Genomic DNA, 17357 nt, shown 5'->3' with positions numbered 1-17357 from the left:
GGTTGCCATGTCTCGCCGCCCGCCGCTCCTGCTCGCCGTCCTGCTCCTGAGCTTTCCGCAGTTCGTTGAAACCATCTACAGCCCGGCCCTGCCGCTGATCGCCACGCACTATCGCGTCACGCCCGCAGAGGCGGGGCAGACGCTGTCTCTCTGGTTCGCGGCCTTCGCATTCGGCGTGGTGGCCTGGGGTCGGCTCTCTGACTCGTGGGGCCGCCGCCCGGCGCTGCTCGCGGGCCTGGCGCTCTACGCGGTGGGGGCGGCCTGGGCGATGGTCGCCAGTGACTTCCCCCAGTTGCTGCTCGCACGGCTCCTGTCTGCCTTCGGGGCCGCGGTGGGCTCCATCGTGACGCAGACGGCGCTGCGCGACAGCCATGCGGGGCCGGAGCTGGGCCGGGTCTTCGCCGTGCTGGGGCTGGCGCTGGCCATCAGCCCGGCGGTGGGGCTGTTCACGGGCCAATGGCTCGCGACCCAGGCGGGTCACCGGGGCGTCTTCGCGGCCCTGGGTCTGCTGGCGGTGCTCCTCCTCGGCTCGAGCCTCTGGCGCTGGCCCGAGACCCGCCCCGAGACCGTGTCCGTCGCCCCGTTCTGGCCCACCTTCCGAGCCATGCTTCGAGACGCCTCGATATGGCGCAGCGCCCTGCTCATCGCCGCCTTCAATGCGGCGATCTTCTCCTGGTACCAGCTCGGTCCCTTCCGCTTCGAGGCGCTGGAGAACCCGTGGCTCTCCTTCGGGCAGAGCGGCTTCCTGCTCGCCGCGGGAGCCCTGGCCGGAGCGCTGATGAACCGCGCCCTGTTGCGCCGCGGCTGGACGGCGGAAGCGCTGATTTCACTCGGCATCCGCCTCCTGGTGGCGGGGGCCGCGCTCGTCATCCTCCTCGCCGTGCTGCTACCGCGAAGCCTGGCCTTCCTGGGCGGCGTGGCGTTGATTTCGTCCGCCTATGCCATCGCCATCCCCAATGTGCTGGCCATCGCCCTTCGAGCCTATGCGGATCGCTTCGGGACGGCGGGCGCCCTCCTGAGCCTCCTCTATTACAACCTCCTCGGCGCGGGGCTGGTGCTCGCCGGCTACGGGCAGCGCCTGGACCTGGCCTTGGCGGTCTGCGCGCTGCTGGCGGTCCTCGTCCGCGCCCTGCCCACGACGAGGCGGGAGACGGAATAGGCCCTTGGTCCAATATCCCGGGGCTGACACGCGGAGTAGAGGTGGCGGGGCATGTGCCCTCGATGAAGCAAGACGTCATCCGCTTATCGATAACGTAAACACAGACAATCGGGCGCTGAGACATTCGGACTCAAAACAATCCGGGTCACGAATGACTCGACAACCCAGGAATGGACATCCAGCCTCGATTTCCAGTAAACGCCGGCCGAGACACCCACGAGACAATCCACATTGAAACCCAGGGGCTCGAGCTCACGTTCGAGGTCGATGTGCTCCTTTGCAGCAGCGTCCACGTGGACAGCGTGGCGCGGTGGGGTGGTTCGCCCCGTCCGTCACAGTCCCGAGTCGTTCCTGCTTCTTCGCACCGCACGCCATCCACACCCACGGGCGCGCGCCCTCGCCTGAACGTCTTGTTGCTTCCGCCTCCCACCTGATTCGGAGAACCCATGCGTCACACCCAGCGCCCGCCAGAGCCTCTGGCGGGATACGCGCGCCTGTCTGCTGTCGCCACCCTGCTGCTCGCCTCGGCCGCGCTCGCGCAACCCGCGGGCCTGCGCGCCTTCGATTTGGAGCGCCTGGAGCTCAACCCCAACGGCCAGGGCTCGTCGCTCATGGGCACCGGCGAGTTGCTGCCCGAGGGCAGCTTCCGCCTGTCGCTCGCGGGGCAGTTCGAGAATGACCCGCTGGTGATGTACCGGAATGCGTCCCGGCTGGGCGCGGTGGTGTCGGACCGGGTGACGGCGCACCTGATGGCGGCCTGGGCGCCACTGCAGTGGCTGGAGGTGGGCGCGCAGCTTCCGCTGGTGGCCTGGCAGGACGGGGATGACCTCCGCGCGCAGGGCATCGCGGCGCCAGCCCGGACGGGACTGTCCACGCCCACGGTGTACGCCCGACTGGGGCTGCTCGCCCAGCGACGGGAGGCGCCGGTGGACCTGGCGCTCGAGGTGGGCGTGGGCCTGCCCTTCGGCAGCAAGGACGCGCTCGCGCGGGACAGCGGCGTTCGCTTCGCGCCCAAGCTGGCGGTGGGCCGGAACTTCGGCTCGCTGCGCGCGGCCGTGGAGGCGGGAGTGCTGCTGCGCCCCTCCGCCGTCCTGGGAGACACGGGCAACGTGCGGGACGAGGTCCGCCTGGGCGCGGTGCTGGCCACCACGGGCGCGAGCCTGCGCGGCGAGCTCAACGTGCGCGGCGCCATCGGGCTCGACGACGCGGAGGACTCATTGGAAGTGCTGGCTGGCGTGAGGATGCCCCTGAGTGATTCGCTCGAGGCCTTCGCGCTGCTCGGCCCCGGGTTCGGAGAGGCGCCGGGCACGCCCGCCTTCCGCATGCTGCTCGGCGTGGCCGTGGGCGGGGAGAAGAAGACAGAGAAGAAGGTGGAGCCCGCGCCTCGCGATGACGATGCCGATGGCGTGAAGAATGAAGACGATGCGTGCCCCACCGAGGCGGGCCCGGCCGAGCGCAAGGGCTGCCCGGTGAAGGACGCGGACCAGGACGGCGTCGAGGATGCCGCCGACACGTGCCCCACCGAGGCGGGCCCCGCCGAGCGTCAGGGCTGCCCCGTGAAGGACGCGGACCAGGATGGCCTCGAGGACGCCTCGGACAAGTGCCCCACGGAGGCGGGCCCCGCCGAGCGTCAGGGCTGCCCCGTGAAGGACACGGACCAGGACGGCTTCGTGGATGAGCAGGACGCGTGCCCGGCGGAGGCGGGCCTGGCGGAGCTGCGCGGCTGCCCGGCGAAGGACTCGGACGGAGACACGGTGTCGGACCACCTGGACAACTGCCCCACCGAGAAGGGCGTGGCCACCAACGCGGGCTGCCCCGCGGCGCAGAAGCAGATGGTCGCCATCCAGGCGGACAAGGTGGAAATCAAGGAGCAGGTGTTCTTCGCCACCGGCAACGCGGTCATCCAGAAGCGCTCCTTCGCGCTGCTGGACCAGGTGGCGAAGGTCCTCCAGCAGCACCCCGAGGTGGAGAAGCTCAGCATCGAGGGCCACACCGACGACCGAGGCAACGCGGAGAACAACCGCAAGCTGTCGCTGGCGCGGGCCGAGGCGGTGAAGAACCACCTGGTGAGCAGGGGCGTGGAGGCATCGCGCCTGGAGGCGAAGGGTCTGGGCTCCGACCGGCCCATCGCCGCCAATACGTCGCCGAAGGGCCGCGCGACCAACCGGCGCGTGGAGTTCATCATCGTCCCCCCTGAGCTGCGTCGCTGAAGGAAACGAAGAACATCATGAGCAACAGACTCTTCAAGAAGTGGCTCTCGGTGGCGGTGTGCGCGCAGGCCCTCGGCTCGACGGCGGCGCTGGCGGAGCCGGATACGTTCGGACTGGGCACGGGGCGTGACGGCTCGCCCGAGATTTCGACCGCGGACAACATCATCAACAGCTACGCCGAGGTGACGGCGCCGCTGGCCCCGGGGGACGTCACCCTCTCCCTGGGCACGTGCCTGGGTGCCAGTGCCTGCTTCGCCGCGGGCGACCTGGTGATGGTGCTCCAGACGACGGGGCTCGTCCCGGTGCCCGACTCCGGAGGCGCGGGCCCCACCGACATCACCAACAACCCGGTGGGCCGCTGGGAGTTCGCGCGGGTGGCCTCGGTCTCGGGTTCGACGCTGACGCTGACCGCGCCCCTCGTCCACACCTATGCGGCGAACGTGTCCCAGGTCATCCGGGTCCCCGAGTACGTGGACTTCACCGTGACGGGTCCCGGCCGCGTCATCGCGGTGCCCTGGAACGGAAGCGCGGGCGGTGTCATCGCGTTCCTGGCCACGGGCACGGTGAACAACGCCGGGGAGCTCAACGCCAACGCCAGCGGGTTCCGCGGCGGCCAGTACGTCAATGACACGACCGCGGGGCTGGCGTGCACGGGGCTGGATGAAGTCAGCGCGGCCGGCGGCCAGAAGGGCGAGGGGATTGTCCACGCGCGCTTCGGCGCCGCGCATACCGGGCGCGGCAACATGGTCAACGGCGGCGGCGGCGGCGTCTGCAGCAAGTCGGGCGGTGGCGGTGGTGGCAACGCCGGGGTGGGAGGCCTGGGCGGGCGCTCGGACGAGACCACCGATGGCGGGCGGCTCGTGGGCGGAATGGGAGGCCATGCGCTGACCTTCTCACTGCTGAACCGCCTCACGCTGGGCGGTGGCGGCGGCGCGGGTCACGGTGTCGACGGGACGGGCACGGCGGGTGGGCACGGTGGTGGCGCCATCTTCTTCCGCGCCAACCGGTTGGATGGAGCGGGACACCTCCTGGTCATGGGGGCCGCGGGCGGCTCCTCGGGCACGGATGGAGCCAGCGGCGGTGGCGCGGGTGGCACCATCCATGTGCGCATCGCAGGCAGGGGCGAGAGCGGCACCATGTCCCTCGAGGGAGGCAGCGGCGGCTCGGCGAACGCCAACCGCGTGGGGCCCGGCGGTGGCGGGAGCAGCGGCCGGATTCTGTACTATGCCGCGTCGTTCGGAGCCGGTCGCTTCACCACGAGGGGAGGGGCGGCGGGCACACAGCTGGATGCCTCGGCGAGTGGTGGCAGGGCCTACGGTGCGACGCAGGGTGCTAATGGAACCCCCGACGTCCGACTCAAGGGCTTCATCGTGCCTCCGGTGCCCACGGTGACCCGGCCGGCACAAGACGGCGCCACCGGCAACCGCCCCGTCATCGAGGGCTCGGCGCGGCCCAACACGACGGTGATCATCCACCTCGATGGGCGCGAGGTCGGCCGGGTGACGTCCAACGCCGCGGGGGCCTACTCCTTCCCGGTGCCCACCGACCTGTCGGAGGGCAGCCACGCGGTGCAGGTGGCCGCGGAGCTCGACGCGGTGCAGAGCGTGAAGAGCACCGCCACCCCCTTCACCGTGGACAGCACGAAGCCGGCCACCACCCTCGTCTCCGGCCCGCCGAGCCGCACCCGCGCGACGAGCGCCACGTTCGACTTCGACGCGAACGAGCCGGGCGCGACGTACGAGTGCAGCCTGGATGGCGCGGCCTTCGCCACGTGTCAGGACCCGGAGACCCTCACCGGGCTCACCGAGGGCTCCCACACCCTGGAGGTGCGGGCCATCGACGCCGCGGGCAACGTGGATGACTCCCCGGCCAGCCACACCTGGACGGTGGACCTCACGGCGCCGAACACCGTCATCGTCACGGGCCCGCCGAGCCGCACCCAGGCGGCGAGCGCCACGTTCGACTTCGACGTGGAGGTGGCGGAGTCGGGCGTGACGTACGAGTGCAGCCTGGACGGCGGAGCCTTCGCCGCGTGCACGGACCCGGTGATCTTCACCGGCCTGGCCGACGGCGAGCACACCTTGCAGGTGCGCGCGCTCGACGCCGTGGGGAATGGGGATGCCTCCCCAGCCAGCCACACCTGGACGGTGGACCTCACGGCGCCGCAGACGAACATCACCTCCGGTCCGTCGGGCACGACTCCGGAGCGGAGCGCGACGTTCACGCTCGAATCGAACGAGTCGGGCGTCACCTACGAGTGCAGCCTGGACGGCGCCGCCTTCGCGGCGTGCACTTCGCCGGTGACCTTCACCGACCTGGTCGACGGCGAGCACACCCTGCAGGTGCGCGCTCGGGATGCCACGGGCAATGTGACGGCCACGCCGGCCACCCGCACCTGGACCGTGTCTCCGGACAAGGGCAACCCGGGCGAGGGCATCACCTTCCAGGGAGGCGGCGCCAGCTGCTCGGCCACGGGAGGGGACGCGTCGCTGCTGTTGATGAGCCTGGGGACGCTCCTCACGCTGGCGCGCCGCCGCCGTCGTCGGAGCTGAGACTCCTCGCGTCGTGAATCCGGCCGGGCTCCCCTCCCCTCGTGGAGGTGGGGTCCGGCCTTCTTCATGCCTGGGGCTCAGCGAACCTCGGGGGGCCGCGCCTTCGACGGGCAGAGGTGCGTGGCGACTCCCCACCCTCCCTGGAGGGTCTGTCGAGAGCACTGGCCTCCGACGGTCGGCTTCGGGAGAATGCGCGCCGCCGGAAGGTGGGTGGTCCGGCCACAGCAGGGGGCAGGGAGCGCATGAGCCAGGAGCGCGTCATCTTCGGCAACACGGTGGACAGCCTCTACCTGAAGACGCTCGACAAGGACTTGTCCTACGAGCTGCGCAATGAGCTGCGCGAGCTGGGCATGGACCTGGACGGCCCCCTCCAGGCCGCCTATCCCCACGCCGTCTGGGTGCGCTGCCTGGACACCGTGGGCCGCGCCCTCCATCCGGAGAAGCCCCTGGAGGAGGCGCGCCGTCTGCTCGCCCGGCGGATGATCGAGGGCTACGCCCAGACGGTGATGGGCGCGGCGGTCCTCACCCTGGCGCGGGTGCTGGGCCCCATGCGCTCGCTGGGCCGCATGACGCACAACTTCCGCAGCGGCAACAACTTCACGGAGACCCGCGTCAACGTGGTGTCCCCCAACACCGCGGAGCTCTGGTTCAACGAGCCCGCGGCCACCGAGGGCTTCGTCGAGGGGGTGCTGGAGGAAGGACTGCACCGCATCGGCGTGCGCGGCCTCACCATTTCCCGCACCCGGCACGACGCGGAGTCCTGTACCTATCGGCTCGAGTGGTACGACCCTTCCGCGCACTGAGCGCACCTCGAGAGCCCCCATGTCCCGCCTCCTCGACAGCCTCCCCGAGCTCTACCGCGAGCTGCTCCCCGGCTTCTTCCGCCAGGACGTCCCGGAGGAGACCAAGGCCACCTGCTCGAACTGCGCCATGTGCAAGGACACCGCGCAGGGCGCCGTGGAGGCCGTCGACGGCGTCAGCCGCTTCTTCCGCCCCGACACCAAGTGCTGCACCTACTTCCCGCGCCTGCCCAACTACCTCGTCGGCGCGCTGCTGTCGGATGACCGCCCGGAGCTGGCCGAGGGTCGCCGTCGCATGGAGGCGCGCATCACCAGCCGCATCGGCGTCACGCCGCAGTGGGTGAAGCCCCCCGCGAAGTTCAGCTTCCTCTACAAGAACGGGCACCAGTTCTTCGGCCGCGCCGCGTCCCTGCGCTGTCCGTACTACGGGGAGAGCAGCGGGGGCTGCACCATCTGGCCCTACCGCGAGGCGGTCTGCTCCACGTTCTTCTGCAAGTACGTGGCGGGCAACGACGGCCGCAAGTTCTGGATGTCCCTCAAGACGTACCTGACGCTGACTGAAATCCAGCTCTCGCGCTGGGCCTCGCTCCAGCTCCTGCCCGACTACGTCCTCTCCGGAAAGGACCGCGCGGACCGGGGTGAGTCCACGCCCCTGGCCGTCGAGGACCTGGACGACGCGCCCCCGCCTCCGCGCGCCTACGCCGACCTCTGGAAGGAGCACGCGGGCCGCGAGCTCGAGTACTACCGGGAATGCTACCGCCGCGTGCGCGCCCTCACCGCGGACGACCTCGACAGGCTCCTGGGGTTCGACGGCCACGTCGAGCTGAAGACGGTGGAGACGCTGTTCGCCACCGCCAACTCACCGCGCCTGCCGCGCACGCTCCGGTTCAACCCCGACGCCACCGTGCAGTGGTTGCCCGACGGCAGCGTCGCCCTGGGCGCGTACAGCGACTTCGACGCCATTGCCCTCCCGGGTGAGGCCTACGGCCTGCTCGTGGAGTTCACCGGCCGCCAGCCCGTGGAGGCCGTGCGTGAGCACCTGCGCGAGCACAAGCAGGCGGACCTCTCCGAGGACATCCTCCTGGAGCTCTACCGGCACCGCATCCTCGTGGAGGCCTGAGAGGGCCGCCTACGGAGGACCGGACAGCGCGCCCAATTCCTGGAGCAACCGGCTGGCGGTGTGCGCCTCGCGCCAGGCGGGCACCGACGCGGAGAGGTGCTCGGCCAGCCACGTGCAGAAGCCCGGGTCTCCGGCGCCCAGCCACTCGGAGGACTCGGACAGCTCCGCCTCCGCGGCCTCCCAGGCGCGGCGGTACGCGCTCGCCGCCGACATCACCTGCATCACCGAGTGGGTGAAGGCGTCCAGCGTGGCCCGCAGCTCCAGCCCCGCGGTGGGCTCCTTGCCGCGCGCCTCCCGCAGCCGCCCCAGGTGCAGGAGCAGGCCCTGCTCCAGCGCGGCCGTGGTGCCCAGCCGCGCCTGCGCGCCCCGCAGGAGCAGCTGCAGGTCCCCGTTCAGCTCGCGCAGCAGCTCCTCGGTGGAGCGGGCCACCGGACGCCCCAGACGGGTACAGACGGCCTGCCACAGGTTGCTGTAGGCCAGCAGCTCGCTGACGCCTCGGCGCACGTGCGGCGGGATGCGGTCCAGGAACTCCAGCGCGGCGCCGCGGGCCTCGGCCGGCAACACCCCGGGCCCCTTGCCCAACTGCAGCAGCTTCCAGGCCCACGGCAGGGCCTGCTCGGTGGAGCGGAACAGCGCCTCGCAGCTCGCGCTCAGCGCGCCCGCGTGGCTGCCATCCGTCAGCGGCGCGGGGGCCTGCGACAGCGCCGGCTGCTCCGGACTGGGAGGCTCCTCGTCCACGCGACGCGAGTCCTCACGCCGGGCATCACCGCCGGCGGCCCCGTCGCGTTCCGAAGAGCCGTCATCCAGCCACATGCATCCCCTCCAGCTTCGCCGCGAATCTCCGGTTATCGCACGCCGACACCCCAACCTCCAGGCCCCCCGCAGAAGATACCCGCAGTGCGGCGGGCCCGGGTCGCGAAAGGCGGCCCAGGCCCGGCGCCCGCCCCCGGCGGCACCTCAGTGGAGCGTGTGCTTCAGGTGGCTGAGCTTCTTGTGGGTGCTCTTCTGCGCGGGCAGCAGCTCCATGCGCACGAAGCGACGCAAGTCGCCGTGGACCTTGTTCGCGTCGCGCTCGTACTCGCGCAGGCCCACGTCCTCGCCCTCCTCCAGCGCGGTGATGGCCGCCCCCTCCCCCAGCGCGTTCGCGCCGCCCTGCACCACCTTCGCGAACGCCCCCCAGACCCCCGAGCCCTCCGCGGGCTTGCCCTCCATCTGGAGGATGCGCTCGCGCAGCGCCTCCACGCGGTGCTCATGGTCCAACCGGCACTCCTCCAGCGTGCGCCGCCGGACGTCGTCGGAGATGTGCCCTATCGCCTGCCGGTAGGTCTCCACGGCGGAAATCTCTCCTCGGAGGAAGGAATTGAGCGTGTCGACATCCTTGTCGGTGTGCGCCATGACGGCCTCCTGGATGCGGTGAACGGAATGCTGAGCCAGAAGGTGCGGCGCGCCCGGCGCCAAGCAACAAGGGCCCCCTCCCCCGCCGCCTCCCCCGGGACACACGCACCGTCCGTGCGAAGGCACGAACCTGCGCGACTGTCTGGGTAGTCTGTTTGCAAGAATGCGTCGGGGCTGTGAAGCTGATCCCGCTCTACCCCGTTTCCTGTGCCGTACCCCTGGCCAGTGGGATGCTCGCCAGGCACCCCAGCTCGCTTCGTCTCGACGAATGACCGCCCCGTCTGCCTCACCGTCGCGCCCGTTTGTCACCTTCGCCCTCGTGTGGTTGGGACAGTTCGTCTCCCTGTTCGGTTCGGGGCTGACGTCGTTCGCGCTGGGCGCGCACGTCTACAAGCTCACCGGCTCCACCACGCGCTTCGTGCTGATGTCGTTCTGCGCGACGTTGCCCATCGCGCTGCTGTCGCCCTTCGCGGGGGTGCTGGTGGACCGGTGGGACCGCCGGAAGGCCATGTTGTGGAGCGACGTGGGCTCGGGCGTCACCACGGCCATCATCTGGGTGCTGCTCCTCCTGTCGGAGGCGGGGCACCTGTCGTTCCAGGCCTGGTACCTGTACCCCATCGTCTTCCTGTCGGGCTGCTGCAACGCGTTCCGGTGGCCCGCGTGGACGGCCACCACGCCGCTGCTCATCCCCAAGCAGCACCTGGGCCGGGCCAGCGGCATGGCGGAGCTGGGCGTCGCCATCAGCCAGATCTCCTCTCCCGTGGTGGCGGGCGTGTTGGTGGGCGTCATCGGGCTGCATGGCGTGCTCTTCATCGACATGTGCAGCTTCCTGTTCGCCGCGGGCGTGTTGGTCTCCGTGCGCTTCCCGTCGCCGCCTCCGCGGGTGACGCCCGTCACGGGGCCTCGCTCCATGAGGGGTGACCTGGTGGAGGCGCTGCGCTTCGTGCGGGAGCGGCCCGGGCTGAAGTACCTGCTGGCGTTCACCACCTTCACCAACGCGAGCCTCATCCTGGTGATGCTGCTCATCACCCCGCTGGTGCTCGGCTTCACCGACATGGCGAACCTGGGCCTGATTGCCTCCATCTCCGGCCTGGGCATGCTGGGGGGCGGCATCGTGACCAGCGTGTGGGGCGGCACGAAGCGCCGCATCCGCGGTGTCGCCGGCTTCCCCATCCTCGCCGCGCTGATGTTGCTGTTGGCCGCGCTCCCGCCCAGCGTGCCGCTCATCGCCACCGCGGCGATGTTGTTCCTGTTCTCCATGCCGATGACCACCGCGAACTCGCAGGTGCTCTGGCAGACGAAGGTGCCGCTGGAGCTCCAGGGGCGCGTGGCCGCGCTGCGCAAGACGTCGGGGCACACGGGCGTGTTGCTCGTCACGCTGCTGGCGGGTCCGCTGGCCGACCGCGTCTTCGAGCCGTGGATGGCGCCGGGCGGAGCCCTGGCGGGAAGCGTGGGGCGCGTGCTGGGCACGGGCCCTGGCCGCGGCATCGCGCTGCTCTTCGTTCTCCTGGGCCTCATGGTGCTGTGCGCCGTGGGCCTCTTCCTGCTGTCCCCTCGCGCGCGGCGCGTCCAGGACGAGCTCCCGGATGCGATTCCCTCCCATCCGCTCGCCCCTTCAGCTTCTTCCACACCGCACTCGGCTGACGCCGCGTCTGACAGCGCGCTCCCAGCGACGGGCCACACCCCGTCCTGAGCGCCTGGCGTCCTGGCCCCACTGAATTGACAGGAGTCCCCTCGTGAGCGACCTCCCGACCTCCGTCGGTACTACCGCCGTATCCGAATCCTCTCCCTCCAGCAGCGGGCCCCGCGCGGGCTCGCCCCTGGTCAGCCTCCGTCCGGGGGCGGGCTCGGCGATTCCGCTGTACCTCGTGCACGCCCTGGACGGGCGCCTGGACTGCTACGCGGAGCTCGTCCGCCAGGCACCGGAGCCCCAGCCCGTCATCGGCCTCCAGGCCCGTGGCTTCGACGACGGCCGCGCGCCCATGGAGTCGCTCGAGGCCATGGCCGTCTTCTACGTCGAGGCCCTGCGCGCCGACCGCCCCGAGGGCCCGTATCACCTCGCCGGCTGGGCCCTGGGCGCCGTCATCGCGTGGGAGATGACGCGCCTGCTCCAGCGCGACGGCCACGCCGCCCGGCTCACGCTCATCGAGCCGCCGCTCGCGGCCGCCGACCGGAGCGTCTCCGCCACCGCGCTCGCCGCGCATGCCGCGCTCTTCGCGAGGGAGCTGGCGCTCCAGGCGGGAGCAACGCCGCTGGAGCTCCCCACCGCGCTCACCACGGGCAAGGACCCGGAGCCGCTGCTGCAACACCTCCACGCCGAGGGCACGAGTCAGGGGCATGCCTTCGCCGCCATGCCGCTCGACGTCCTGCGCGCGCGCTTCAAGGTCTTCTCCGCCCACCTGCGTGCCGCGCGCCGCTATGTGCCGGAGTCCTTCCCGGGCTCCGCGCGCCTGCTTCGCGCCGAGGAGTCCGCGGATGCCACGGGCGAGGAGCGCGAGCGGGGGTGGGGAGTGCTCGCGGAGGAGGGCCTCCAGCTCGACGTGACACCTGGCGATGGACACTCGCTCTTGCGCGAGCCCCGGGCCGCGGAGCTCGCCTCTCGCCTCTTCGACGTCGCGGAGCTGCGCGAGTCCCGAGAGCTCGCGACCCGCCCGGAGCCGCCCCCGCTGGTCCCCGTGCCGCGCACGCGGGACCTGCCGTTGTCCTTCGCCCAGCAGCGCCTGTGGTTCCTGGATCAGCTCCAGCCAGGAGGGGCCACCTACAACATGCCGTCGTTCGTCCGGATGAACGGACGGCTGGACCTGGCGGCGCTGCAGCGGGCCTTCGATGAGCTGGTGCGACGCCACGAGGCGCTGCGCACCACCTTCCTCCAACGCCATGACGAGCCCATCCAGGTCATCGCGCCGGACGGCGAGCTGCGCGTCACGCTCGTCGACCTGCAAGACCTGCCGGCCGAGGAGCGGCGCGTGGAGGTGCGGCGTCGCCTGCACGAAGAATATCTCCAGCCCTTCAACCTCTCCACGGGCCCGCTCATCCGCGCGCTGGTGTTGAAGGTGTCCGCCGTCGAGCACGTGCTCGCGCTCAACATGCACCACATCGTCTCCGACGGTTGGTCCATGGGTGTCCTCATCCAGGAGGTCGCGGCCCTCTACGCCGCCTTCGCGCGAGGGATGCCGTCGCCGCTTCCGGCGCTCACGCTCCAGTACGCCGACTACGCCGTGTGGCAGCGCTCCTGGTTCCAAGGCGCGGTGCTGGACGAGCATCTCGCGTGGTGGCGAAACGAGCTCTCGGGGGTCGCGACGCTGGACCTGCCGCTCGACAAGCCGCGTCCGCCCGTCCTGACCTCTCACGGTGCGCAGGTCCCCGTCACAGTGCCGGCGGCGTCCGCCCACCGACTCAAGGCCCTGTGCAAGCAAGAGGGCGCCACGCCCTTCATGGCGCTGCTCGCCGCGTGGCAGTGGCTGCTCTCGCGCTACTCGGGCCAGGACGATATCGCCGTGGGTTCCCCCATCGCGGGTCGTCAGCGCGCCGAGCTCGAAGGGCTCATCGGCTTCTTCGTCAACACGCTCGTCTTCCGTGCGCGGGTGGAGGAGAAGGCGACCTTCCGCCAGATGCTGCGGCGGGCGAAGGAGACGACGCTCGGGGCCTTCGAGCACCAGGACGTCCCCTTCGAGCGAATCGTCGAGGAGCTCCAGGTCCGTCGAGACCTGAGCCGCAGTCCGCTGTTCCAGGTGATCCTGGCGCTGCAGACCACCACCGGCGGTTCGACGCAGGGCCAGGAGCTGACGCTGACCCCCGTCGAGGTCGAGGGGACGGTCGTCAAGTTCGAGCTGGAGCTGCATCTCATGGATGCCCCGGAGGGTTTCTTCGGGACGCTGACCTACAACACGGACCTGTTCGAGCACGCGACCATCGAGCGCATGGCCCGTCACTTCGAGCTCCTCGTCGAGGCCACGCTCGCCCGGCCCGACGTTCCGCTCGGCGCCCTCTCCATCCTCGACGCGACCGAGCGTCAGAAGCTCCTCATCGACTGGGCGCAGGTTCCGACCCGCGTCTCCACCGACGACACGCTTCCCGACGCCTTCGCTCGCGTCGTCGCTCGCTCCGCCGACTCCACCGCGCTCCTCTTCGGTGAGGAGTCTCTCTCCTACCGCCAGCTCGACTCGCGCTCCAACCAGCTCGCCTGGCACCTGCGCTCTCTCGGCATCTCCACGGACTCTCGTGTCGCCGTCTCGCTGGAGCGCTCTCCCGACCTCATCGTCGCCCTCCTCGCCGTCCTCAAGACCGGCGGCGCCTACGTCCCGCTCGACACCCAGTACCCTCCCGAGCGACTCGCCTCCATGGTCGAGGACGCTCGCCCCTCCGTCCTCATCACTTCTCGTGCTCTCCTCCCCAAGCTCCCCTCCCAGGGCCTGACGCTCGTCCTCCTCGACGAGCTCTCCCTCTCCGAGCACCCCTCTCACGCGCTTCCGTCCTCCGCGCTCCCCGACTCCCTCGCCTACGTCGTCTTCACTTCCGGCTCCACCGGCAAGCCCAAGGGGGTTGCCTGTACTCATCGCGGCGTGGTCCGCACCCTCCTCGGCGTCGACTACACCCACCTGGGTCCCGACCAGACTCACCTTCTCCTCGCACCCATCTCCTTCGACGCCACCGTCTTCGAGGTCTGGGGTGCCCTGCTCCACGGCGCACGTCTCCTCGTCCTACCGCCTCAGTCGCCCTCTCTCGAGGACCTCTTCAGCGCCATCGCACGCGGCTCCGTCACCACCCTCTGGGCCACCAGCGGTCTCTTCTCTCAGCTCGTCGAGTCGCGTCTCCCCGCTCCTCCGTCTCTCCAGCGCGTCCTCACCGGCGGCGACGTCGTCTCGCCTCTCCACGTTCGGACGGCACTGACGTCCTGGGGCATTCCCGTCACCAGCTTCTACGGCCCCACCGAAACCACCGTCTTCGCCTCCTCCTTCCCCATGCAGCGAGCGGAGGACGTCCCCTCCTCCGTTCCCATCGGACGCCCCACCAACGGCACACGCCTTCTCGTCCTCGACGCGTCCCTCCAGCCCGTTCCCGTCGGCGTCACCGGTGAGCTCTTCATCGGCGGCGAAGGTGTCGCGCGTGGCTACCTCGGACAACCCGCGCTCACCGCCGAGCGTTTCGTTCCGGACCCGCTCTCTGCTTCTCCTGGGGCTCGCCTCTATCGTTCCGGTGACCTCGTCCGCTGGCGTCCTGACGGGGTTCTCGACTTCATCGGCCGCTCCGACGCCCAGGTCAAAGTCCGAGGCTTCCGCATCGAGCTTTCCGAAGTCGAAGCCGCGCTCCTCTCGCATCCCTCCGTCCGCGAGGCCGTCGCTCTCGCTCGCGAGGATGTGCCTGGTGACAAGCGCCTCGTCGGATACTTCGTCGCTGACGACCTCGACCCTGTCTCGCTCCGCGCCTTCCTCAAGTCGCGTCTGCCCGAGTTCATGGTCCCCTCGTCGCTCCTCCGACTCGACGCACTGCCCCTGACGTCGAACGCCAAGATCGACCGCAAGGCCCTGCCTCCCCCGGAGGCCGTCCTCTCCGCGCCCAGCGCCGCGTACGTTGCACCGCGCACGCCCACGCAGGAGCTGCTGGTGTCCATCTGGGCGCAGGTGCTGCGGGTTCCTCGCATCGGCATCACGGAGGACTTCTTCGCGCTGGGTGGCCACTCGCTGCTCGCCACGCAGCTCGTCTCCCGCGTCCGCACCACCTTCAAGGTCGAGCTGGCGCTGCGAGAGCTGTTCGAGGCACCCACCATCGAAGCCCTGGCCGAGCGCATCGACGCCGCGGCCCTGACGGACAAGGGCGCGGCACGACCGCCCCTTCTCCCCGTGCCACGCACCGGGGACCTGCCGCTCTCCTTCGCGCAGCAGCGCCTGTGGCTCATCGACCAGTTCGAGCCGAACAGCGCGACGTACAACATCCCGCTCGCGCTGCTCCTCGAGGGCCCGCTGGATGTGGACGCGCTCCAGGAGTCCTTCTCCGCGCTCATCGAGCGGCACGAGTCGCTGCGCACCACCTTCGTCACGCACGAGGGAGAGCCGCGCCAGCACATCCACCCCTCCGCACCTGTTCACCTCGTGCGAGTGGATCTCCAATCCCTCCCGGAAGCCACGAGGCTCGCCGAGGCCCAGCGCCGCGTGAGCGAAGAGGCCGCGCGTCCGTTCGACCTGGCGCGAGGCCCCATCTTCCGCGCGCTCCTGCTGCGGCTGGAGGCACAGCGACACGTCCTGGTCGGGACCGTCCACCACATCGCCTCGGACGGCTGGTCCATGGGCGTCCTGCTCCGCGAGCTGGCGGAGTTCTACGCCGCGAGGCTGTCCGGACAGGCGCCCGGACTGAGCGCCCTGCCCATCCAGTACGCCGACTTCGCCGCCTGGCAACGCGGCTGGCTGCAAGGGGATGCGCTGGAGCGGCAGCTCTCGTACTGGCGGCAGCAGCTCTCTGGAGCGCCGCCCTTCCTCGAGCTCCCCACGGACCGGCCAAGGCCCGCCGTCCAGACGAACCGAGGCGCTTCGTATCCCGTGCAGTTGCCTCGCGCCCTCAACGAGCGGCTGATGGCCGTCTGCCAGCAAGAAGGCGTGACGCCCTTCATGGCGCTGCTCGCCGTGTGGCAGATGGTCCTCTCGCGCTACGCCGCGACGGAGGACATCTCCGTGGGCTCGCCCATCGCGGGACGCACGCGCGCGGAGACCGAGGGCCTCATCGGCTTCTTCGTGAACACCCTCGTGCTGCGCACGCAGGTCCGCGCGAAGCAGACCTTCCGTGAGCTGCTCGCGCAGGTGAAGCGCGCCACCCTCGCGGCGTACGAGCACCAGGACGTCCCCTTCGAGAAGCTCGTCGAGGAGCTCAACCCGCACCGCACCCTCAGCCACTCGCCGCTCTTCCAGGTCATGCTCGTCCTGCAGAACGCACCGACGACGAGCATGGAGGTCACGGGGAGCAGCGAGCAGAGCGTGCCCCTGCGCCTGGAGTCCTTCGGCTCGGGCGTGCCCGGCGCCAAGTTCGACCTCACGCTGTCGTTGGGTGAGGACCTGCATGGCGCGCTGGGCTACCGCACGGACCTGTTCGACGAGGCCACCATCGGCCGGATGGTCCAGCACTTCGCCACCCTGCTCGATGGTGCGCTCACGTCGCTGGACTCACGCGTCGGCGATCTGCCCATGTTGCCGGCCGAGGAGCGTCGTCAGGTCCTCTCCGACTGGAACAGCACCCTCTCCGAAGTCCCCTGGCGCGGCGCCTTCCACCAGCTCTTCGAGGCCCAGGCCGCTCTCACTCCTGACGCCCTCGCCGTCCTCGACGACGACTCCTCCCTCTCCTTCTCCGCGCTCAACCAACGCTCAAACCAGCTCGCTCACTTCCTGCGTGCTCGTGGCGTCGGCCCTGAGTCTCGCGTCGCCTTCTGCCTCGAGCGCTCCACTTCCGCCCTCGTCGCCCTTCTCTCCATCCTCAAGGCTGGCGCCGCCTACGTCCCTCTCGACGCCTCCTACCCCCTCGAGCGTCTCTCCTTCATGCTCGAGGACTCCCGCGCCCCCTTCGTCCTCACCCAGTCTCATCTCCTCCCCAGACTCTCCTCCGCCTCCACGCCTCTCTGCCTCGATGACGCCGCCTTCCGCGCCGCTCTCGACGCTCTCCCCTCTTCAAACCCTTCTCACCTCACCCTCCCCTCTCACCCCGCCTACGTCATCTACACCTCCGGCTCCACCGGCAGGCCCAAGGGCGTCGTCATCCACCACTCCTCCGTGGTGAATCTCCTCCACGCCCTCTCTTCCTCCGTCTTCTCCGACGTACAGCGGCCTCTCCGCTTCTCCCTCAACGCTCCTCTCTCCTTCGACGCCTCCGTCAAGCAGCTCGTCTTCCTCTCCCAAGGACACGCTCTCTGCTTCGTCCCCCAGGCTGCTCGCGAGGACGTCCCCCTCCTCCTCTCCTGGCTCTCCAGGCACTCCGTCGACGTCTTCGACTGTGCCCCCTCCCACCTCCGTCTCCTCCTCGACGAGGGCCTCTCCTCCTTCCATCGCCCCCTCCGCCTCCTCATCGGCGGTGAGTCCATCGACGACTCCCCCCTGGGCCTCTCTCCCCTCCCTCCCCCAACCTCCACCCCTTCAACGTCTA

Annotated in this window: 8 protein-coding genes and 1 pseudogene; 7 read left to right on the top strand and 2 right to left on the bottom strand. The window is 70.3% G+C overall.

The features are described from left to right. Positions 1–7: 7 nt before the first annotated feature. The 5 genes from MYSTI_RS13310 to MYSTI_RS13290 all read left to right on the top strand — a co-directional run bounded on the left by MYSTI_RS13310 (position 8) and on the right by MYSTI_RS13290 (position 7841). Positions 8–1159: an MFS transporter gene (locus MYSTI_RS13310; protein WP_015348278.1), complete on the top strand. Its 1152-nt coding sequence runs from the start codon at positions 8–10 to the stop codon at positions 1157–1159. A 446-nt stretch (positions 1160–1605) separates the two neighbouring features. Next, positions 1606–3369: an OmpA family protein gene (locus MYSTI_RS45300; protein WP_015348277.1), complete on the top strand. Its 1764-nt coding sequence runs from the start codon at positions 1606–1608 to the stop codon at positions 3367–3369. A gap of 17 nt (positions 3370–3386) precedes the next feature. Further along, on the top strand, positions 3387–5921 hold the full coding sequence (gene agmC, locus MYSTI_RS13300) for an adventurous gliding motility protein AgmC (protein WP_015348276.1): 2535 nt from the start codon (positions 3387–3389) through the stop codon (positions 5919–5921). A gap of 242 nt (positions 5922–6163) precedes the next feature. Then, on the top strand, positions 6164–6724 hold the full coding sequence (locus MYSTI_RS13295; RefSeq protein WP_015348275.1) for a DUF2378 family protein: 561 nt from the start codon (positions 6164–6166) through the stop codon (positions 6722–6724). Positions 6725–6743: 19 nt separating this feature from the next. Further along, positions 6744–7841, top strand: coding sequence for a hypothetical protein (locus MYSTI_RS13290; protein ID WP_015348274.1), 1098 nt, complete (start codon positions 6744–6746; stop codon positions 7839–7841). 9 nt (positions 7842–7850) lie between these two features. Here MYSTI_RS13290 and MYSTI_RS13285 read toward each other — a convergent pair whose 3' ends face one another. Both MYSTI_RS13285 and MYSTI_RS13280 read right to left on the bottom strand, forming a co-directional pair. Then, a complete protein-coding gene (locus MYSTI_RS13285) occupies positions 7851–8654 on the bottom strand; it encodes a hypothetical protein (protein WP_015348273.1) in 804 nt (267 codons plus the stop codon). Between the two features lie 144 nt (positions 8655–8798). After that, positions 8799–9236 carry a DUF2383 domain-containing protein gene (locus MYSTI_RS13280; RefSeq protein ID WP_015348272.1) on the bottom strand — a complete coding sequence of 146 codons (438 nt, stop codon included), beginning with the start codon at positions 9234–9236 and terminating at the stop codon, positions 8799–8801. Between the two features lie 268 nt (positions 9237–9504). On the opposite strand from MYSTI_RS13280, the gene MYSTI_RS13275 reads away from it, so the two are divergent. Both MYSTI_RS13275 and MYSTI_RS45295 read left to right on the top strand, forming a co-directional pair. After that, the gene (locus MYSTI_RS13275; protein WP_015348271.1) at positions 9505–10929 is read left to right on the top strand and encodes an MFS transporter; all 1425 of its coding nucleotides are present in this window, start codon (positions 9505–9507) and stop codon (positions 10927–10929) included. A 43-nt stretch (positions 10930–10972) separates the two neighbouring features. Further along, positions 10973–17290, top strand: a pseudogene (locus tag MYSTI_RS45295) (amino acid adenylation domain-containing protein); the annotation flags it as partial. Positions 17291–17357: the final 67 nt, after the last annotated feature.

The organism is Myxococcus stipitatus DSM 14675, from assembly GCF_000331735.1.
Lineage (GTDB): Bacteria > Myxococcota > Myxococcia > Myxococcales > Myxococcaceae > Myxococcus > Myxococcus stipitatus.
Note: the sequence above shows the minus strand (reverse complement) of the source record. Positions and strands in the feature narration are given on the sequence as shown.